This window comes from Allobosea sp. CER48, assembly GCF_044752385.1.
Lineage (GTDB): Bacteria > Pseudomonadota > Alphaproteobacteria > Rhizobiales > Beijerinckiaceae > Allobosea.
Map to the genome: position 1 here is coordinate 1 of NZ_JBIWYK010000192.1, position 5,897 is coordinate 5,897.

The following is a 5,897-nucleotide window of genomic DNA, read 5'->3' on the forward strand; positions in this document are numbered from 1 at the left end:
CGGTAGGCGCGGTCTTGTCGGGATCGGGAAGGGTCAGCGCGCCCGTCTTCGCCGGCCGCAAGAGGTCGACGACCAGCCCGGTCTCGTCGTCGAAGGTGCGGACCTGCCACTCCTTGGGCAGTGCCAGCGTCAGGCTGAGTGCTTCCTTGCCGGCATCCAGCGCGGTCAGAGAGATGTCGGCCGGCAGCGCGCTGCGGATCTCGTCCGCCTCGACATTCATCGGCTTGTCGAACACGAGCTTGAGCGTGCCGTCCGCGAGATCGCTGGCCAGCTTCGTCTCCGCGGGGGCCTTGAAGATCAGGCGCTCCAGCGTCGGCAGGCTGGCGGAACGCATGGTCAGGAGGCTCGGCGGTGCCGGCGGCTGGCGCGCGGCTTCCTTCGCCTTCGCCTCGGCGACGCGCAGGCGCTGGGTCAGTTCGGCGATGGCCTCCGGTGGCGGGCCGGGCATGAGTCCCGACCAGGTCTGCGGCAGCAGATCGATGAAGGCCTTGTCGCCGGCCTCGATGAGATTCGCCTTGTAGGGCTGGGTCAGCGCAAAGCGCATTCCACGTCCGTCGGGGTCGACGCGGGCGACAGAAACGTAGCTGGGCAGCTCGCGGGTGATGTGGGCGATATCGACGCGCACGGGGCCGCCGAAGGCGACGATCAGCACGCCGTTGGCGACGCGGATGCGGGTCTGGATCGGCTCGTCGAAGGCGAGCGAGACACGGCCGAAGCCTGCCGGCATGGCCTCGCCCCGCATCGTGGCGCTGGCGGCGAGCGCAGGCGTGTTCAGCCCGGCGGCGATCGCGAGAGCGGCCAGCCCGATACCGAAAGCGAGGGAACGCGACAGTGGCAAACCCGAATACTCGACCCAACGCGACTGCGGGCGCTGCCGCGTCGCGCAGACGCAGCGGCCCTCGGACACGCTAGCGCGTCAACCATAACGCGCCCTTAACAAGACCGTCCGTGGTCGATCAGGAGGGCGGTCGATCAGCGCTGCGCAGCGGGGGCGATCGCCGGCAATTCGTTGCCGGGCAGGGGAGCCTCGTTGGAGGCGCGCTCGAAGCTCGGCATACGGCCGCTCGTTGCCAGCGCAACGGTCAGTCGCTCCGCGCGCTCGGGCGACATCGCAGCGAGCACTTCCGACATCTTGCGTGGGTTCATCTGCTGCACGACCGGCACGAGCACTTCGAGGCCGAGCCTGTCGAACACGCGCGCGGCATCCTTCGGCTTCATCGATTCGTACATGATGACGAGGTTCTTGATTGCCTTGGCCTCGTCGGCGGAGGCCTTGGCGGCCGGGTTTACCTTCTCTTCGAGAGCCTTGAGGTCTCCGGTCCGCCCGTCGAGCTTCTTTTCAGCCGAATCGAGCAGGCGCTCGCGCATCTCCAGCTCGCGCATGCGGCCTTCGAGCTCTTCGCGGCGCTCGCCCAGACGTTCGAGAATGGCCTTCTCGGCAGGCGACAGCGGCTTGGCCGTGCCATTCATGATGGCGGCCTTGTTGTTGGGATTGGCTGCGCGGGCCGCGTCCGCCTTGGCCTCGGCGTCCTTCTTCTCCTGCTCCTTCTTCGGGTCGGGAGAGGGCACGGAGCCGGTGGTCTCCGGGTCGAAGAAGCCAGGCGCATGGGCGCGCGCCATGATCTTCGCGAGGCCCCATCCCTCCTTGTCCGGCTTGGCCTTGTCGCTCGGGGCCTGGGCGAAGACGGGGGCAGACGTCGGGATCTTGCCGGGAGGGGAATCCTCCGCCCATGCGAGCAGCTTCAGCGCCAGGAGACCCATGGCGCCGAGAATGACTGCCGGCAGAAGGCGGGGCCGTTCGATCACGCAGCCTGTTCCTCGAGGCGGCGGGCGGCGCGGGCGCGGATGGCGGCCGCCGATTGCGCCGCGCTTTCGAGGCGGGAGACGGGAGCGGGAACCACTTCGGCGGCGGGGGCAGCCTCGGCGGGCCTGGCGCCCACGAGGGTTGCCGCGCTGACGATCTGGCCGATGCGCTCCATCACGGCTTGCCCGGCCTCGACCTGAGCCGCGAGATCGGCAGCGTAGCGCTCGGCGGTGCGCAGGCGCTCCTCCAGCGTGCGGTCGCAATCGCCGAGCGTGAGCTTGAGGCCTGCGATTGCGCGCTCGGCATTGTCGGTGGCGGTGATCAGGGCTCCGACCGTCTGGCGCATGCCGGCCTCGTCGGCCTTCAGGCGCTCGATGCGCTTGGTCAGCACGAAGCAGGTGATGATGGTGGCGACGAGCAGGCTGGCGACAAGCACATCGGCGATGAGGGTGATCGTCATGGTATCCTGCTCAGGTCGTGGCGCCGAGATGGCTGGCGAGGCTGTCGAAGGCGGCAAGCGTGGTCTTGGAGCGCCGGAGCGGGCTCGTGACCTGGACGGCGATCTTGTCGTCGACGCGGCCGATCCGGCCCTCGCTGACGATGAAGTCCCCGCAGCGCAGCGATACCGACGAGTCGGGGCGGGTGTCGAACATCAGCGTGTCGCCGATCTCGAGCTTCATGACGCGCTTCAACGGCATCTGGGTCTCGTGCAGCACGCAGGTGACGTCGACATCGGCCTGCCAGACTTCGGTCGCCAGATGGTTCTCCCAGATCGGGTCGCGCCCGAGCTTCTCACCCATGAAGCTTTCGAGCAGCAATTCACGGATCGGCTCGATGGAGGCGTAGGGAAGCAGGATATGCAGGGCGCCGCCGCGGCCCTCCATGTCGAATTTGAGTTCGACACGGATCGCTGCGTTGGCGGGGCGCGAGATCGAGACGAAGCGCGGATTGGACTCGACGCGGTCGACCGTGAAGGTCACCGGCGAGAGCGGCTTGAAGGCGGCCTCCGCATCGCTCAGCACGAGCTCGATCACGCGGCGGACGAGGCGGATCTCGATCGAGGTGAAGGGGCGGCCGTCGATCCGCGGCGCCGGCTGGCCGCGCTTGCCGCCGAACATCGCGTCGAGCACCGAATAGGTCAGCGCCGACTCGATGGTGATGAGGCCGAAATTGTCCCACTCCTCGGCCTTGAACACCGAGAGCAGCGCAGGCTGCGAGATCGAGTTGATGTAGTCGCCGAAGCGCACCGAACGGATGCTCTCCAGCGTGACCTCGACGTTGTCGGTGAAGAAGTTGCGCAGGCTGGTCGAAAGCAGGCGCACCAGACGCTCGAAGATGATCTCGAGCATCGGCAGGCGTTCGTAGGCGACCGAACCCGAATCGACGATGGCCTGGATGCCATTGCGCGATGCGCCGTCGTCGCCGCTGGAGAAACCGAGCATGGTGTCGATTTCGTCCTGCGACATCAGGCGATCTACGCCGCCTTCCTGCTCGCCATCCTCCTCGACGATGTCCGGCATCGCGGCCCAACTGGCCGCCATGCCTTCCGGGGTTAGCGGCTCGTCGCTCGGTACGGGATTGTCGCGCTCGGTGCTCATCGTTCCGCCGTCATCTCGGTGCGGTGTTCAGGGCCGGTGACCCGGCTCACTGCACCAGCAGTTCCTTGAACAGCACGGCATCGACCTTGGCGGGATAGACCGTCAGGTTGACGCGGCGCAGCAGCTCTTCCTTCAGACGGTACATGCCGGCCGAGCCTTCGAGATCGGAGGGGCGCAGTTCGCGCATGAAGACCTGGAAGGCATCCTCGATCCGCGGCAGCAGCGGCTTGACCTGGTCGGCGGCCTTGGCATCGGCGATCTCCAGCACGACCTTGATCTTCATGACCGGCTGCCGGTCCTGCTGGCCGCCATTGGACATGCTGATCATCATGTCCTTCATGTCGAGGAAGGCGATGGGGTTCTTGGCCTTGGCCGCGGCTTCGGCGGCCGCGATCTGCTCGGGGGACGGCTTTTTCAGGAAGAACCAGCCACCACCGCCGGCAGCCGCGAGGAGCACGACGCCACCGATGATCATGAAGAGCTTCTTCTTGCTCTTCGGCGCCTCTGCGCCGGCAGCGCCTTCCTCTTCCTTCTTGGCTTTCTTCGCCATCTCGTCAGCGCCCCGGACCGTCGGGCCGCGTTCTGCCGCCCCTCGTGCCACCTTCCCCAATTACAGTTAACGCGTCGTTAAGGGCGGCAGAATTTGCCGGGCGTTTCTTGCCGCTCCAGCAGCTTGTGCCGGGGTGCGGGAGGGCCTGCTTACGTATGTGTTTTCAATGATATCAATGGCTTGGTCGGATTAACCATCCTGGCACGCAGCTTGCCGGTACTGGGCCGTGGCGACTGCGCTGGGGAGCGTCGAGGTTGCCGCGGGACATGATCGGGAGTTGAGCCGTGGAGAACGCGCTTCTCATCGGCCTGTCGCGCCAGGTGGCCCTGGCGCGCGAGCTGGACGTCATCGCCAACAACATGGCGAATGTCGGCACCAATGGATTCAAGGCGCGCAACGCGCGCTTCAACGAGTTCCTCATGCCGGGGGCGAAGGCGGATGCCTTCAAGCCGTCCGACCGGCCGCTCTCGTATGTCATCGACAACGGCACGCCGCTCGACATGTCGCAGGGCGCGATCGAGCTGACCGGCAACCCGCTCGATGTCGCCCTGAAGGGTGACAACTACCTCGTCGTCCAGACGCCGAACGGCGAGCGCTACACCCGCGCGGGCTCGCTGAGCGTCGACCGGCAGGGTCGCCTCGTCACGCAGACCGGCTTCCCGGTGATGGGAGATTCCGGTCCGATCACCTTCGGCTCCAGCGAATACGCCATGCGGATCGCCACCGACGGTACGGTCAGCAGCGACCAGGGCACCCGCGGCAAACTGCGCCAGGTGCGCTTCGCAAATCCGGCGACGCTGGTCAGCGAGGGCACCAATCTCTTTTCATCGACGGTCGCGGCCCAGGCCGCCGGCCCCGAGGCCCGGCTCGAGCCCGGCGCGATCGAGCGCTCCAACGTCAAGGCCGTGGTCGAGCTGACCCGCCTGATGGAGGTGCAGCGCAACTACCAGAGCGTCGCCAACATGATCGGCAAATCCGACGAGCTGCGCAGCAAGGCGATCTCGCGCCTGGCTGACCAGCAGGCCTGATAGCGGAAAGGAGCGAGCCCCATGCGCGCCATGCAGACAGCCGCGACCGGCATGATGGCCCAGGAGATGAACGTCCAGGTCATCTCCAACAACATCGCCAACGTCCGGACCACCGGCTACAAGCGCCAGCAGATCCATTTCCAGGATCTGCTCTACGAACACTTCCGCCGCGCCGGCTCGGCGACCTCCGACCAGAACACGCAGGCTCCGGCCGGCACCTTCATCGGCTCCGGCGTCAAGACGGTCTCGACCGGCCGCGTGATGACGCAGGGCAACATCACGCCGACCGAGAAGCCGTACGACCTCGCCATCCGCGGCGAAGGCTTCTTCCGCGTTCGCATGCCGGATGGCCGCACGACCTACAGCCGTGACGGCTCCTTCGATCTCGATGCGCAGGGCCAGATCGTCACGCGCGACGGCTATCAGGTCGAGCCCGGCATCACAGTGCCCAACAACGCCACCAGCGTGAGCATCAACGCGCAGGGCATCGTCGAGGCGATGCTGCCCGGGCAGACCGCGCCGCAGCAGCTCGGCCAGATCCAGCTCGTGCGCTTCATCAACAAGGTCGGCCTCGAGTCGATCGGCGACAACCTCTACATCGAGACGGCGGCTTCCGGGCAGCCGATCGATGGCTTCGGCGGCGGCGAGGGCTTCGGCACGTTGCAGCAGAACTATCTCGAAGAGGGCAATGTCCAGGCGGTGACGGAGCTCTCCTCCCTCATCGCCGCGCAGCGCGCCTATGAGATGAACTCCAAGGTCATCACCGCCACCGACCAGATGATGTCGGCGACGACACAGATGTTCCGCGGCTGAGGCAGGGAGACGCATCATGACCCGCCTCGCCCTCGTCGCCCTGCTGCTCTCCGGCACCGCCGCTCTGGCCGCTCCGCAGCGCCACCCGCAGGCGCCCGCGGCCT

Annotated in this window: 6 protein-coding genes and 1 pseudogene; 2 read left to right on the forward strand and 5 right to left on the reverse strand. The window is 66.8% G+C overall.

Translation table 11 applies throughout. From position 1 onward, the window contains the following. The 5 genes and pseudogenes from ACIPIA_RS09080 to fliL form a co-directional block, all read right to left on the reverse strand. Positions 1–907: pseudogene (locus ACIPIA_RS09080) on the reverse strand (hypothetical protein); the annotation flags it as partial. Positions 908–972: 65 nt separating this feature from the next. Then, positions 973–1,806: a MotE family protein gene (locus ACIPIA_RS09085; RefSeq protein WP_400508729.1), complete on the reverse strand. Its 834-nt coding sequence runs from the start codon at positions 1,804–1,806 to the stop codon at positions 973–975. Continuing rightward, complete coding sequence (locus ACIPIA_RS09090; protein ID WP_400508730.1) at positions 1,803–2,264, reverse strand: DUF6468 domain-containing protein; 462 nt, start codon at positions 2,262–2,264, stop codon at positions 1,803–1,805. The genes ACIPIA_RS09085 and ACIPIA_RS09090 overlap by 4 nt, the downstream gene beginning before the upstream one ends. Before the next feature lie 10 nt (positions 2,265–2,274). Next, complete coding sequence (fliM, locus tag ACIPIA_RS09095) at positions 2,275–3,402, reverse strand: flagellar motor switch protein FliM (RefSeq protein WP_400508732.1); 1,128 nt, start codon at positions 3,400–3,402, stop codon at positions 2,275–2,277. Positions 3,403–3,448: 46 nt separating this feature from the next. After that, positions 3,449–3,952, reverse strand: coding sequence for a flagellar basal body-associated protein FliL (gene fliL / locus ACIPIA_RS09100; protein ID WP_400508734.1), 504 nt, complete (start codon positions 3,950–3,952; stop codon positions 3,449–3,451). 284 nt (positions 3,953–4,236) lie between these two features. Between fliL and flgF the strand changes: the two genes are divergently transcribed. Continuing rightward, positions 4,237–4,980 (forward strand): flagellar basal-body rod protein FlgF, encoded by a 744-nt coding sequence (gene flgF / locus ACIPIA_RS09105; protein ID WP_400508736.1) that lies wholly within the window; start codon positions 4,237–4,239, stop codon positions 4,978–4,980. Between the two features lie 21 nt (positions 4,981–5,001). After that, positions 5,002–5,793 (forward strand): flagellar basal-body rod protein FlgG, encoded by a 792-nt coding sequence (gene flgG, locus ACIPIA_RS09110; protein WP_400508738.1) that lies wholly within the window; start codon positions 5,002–5,004, stop codon positions 5,791–5,793. Positions 5,794–5,897 lie beyond the last annotated feature (104 nt).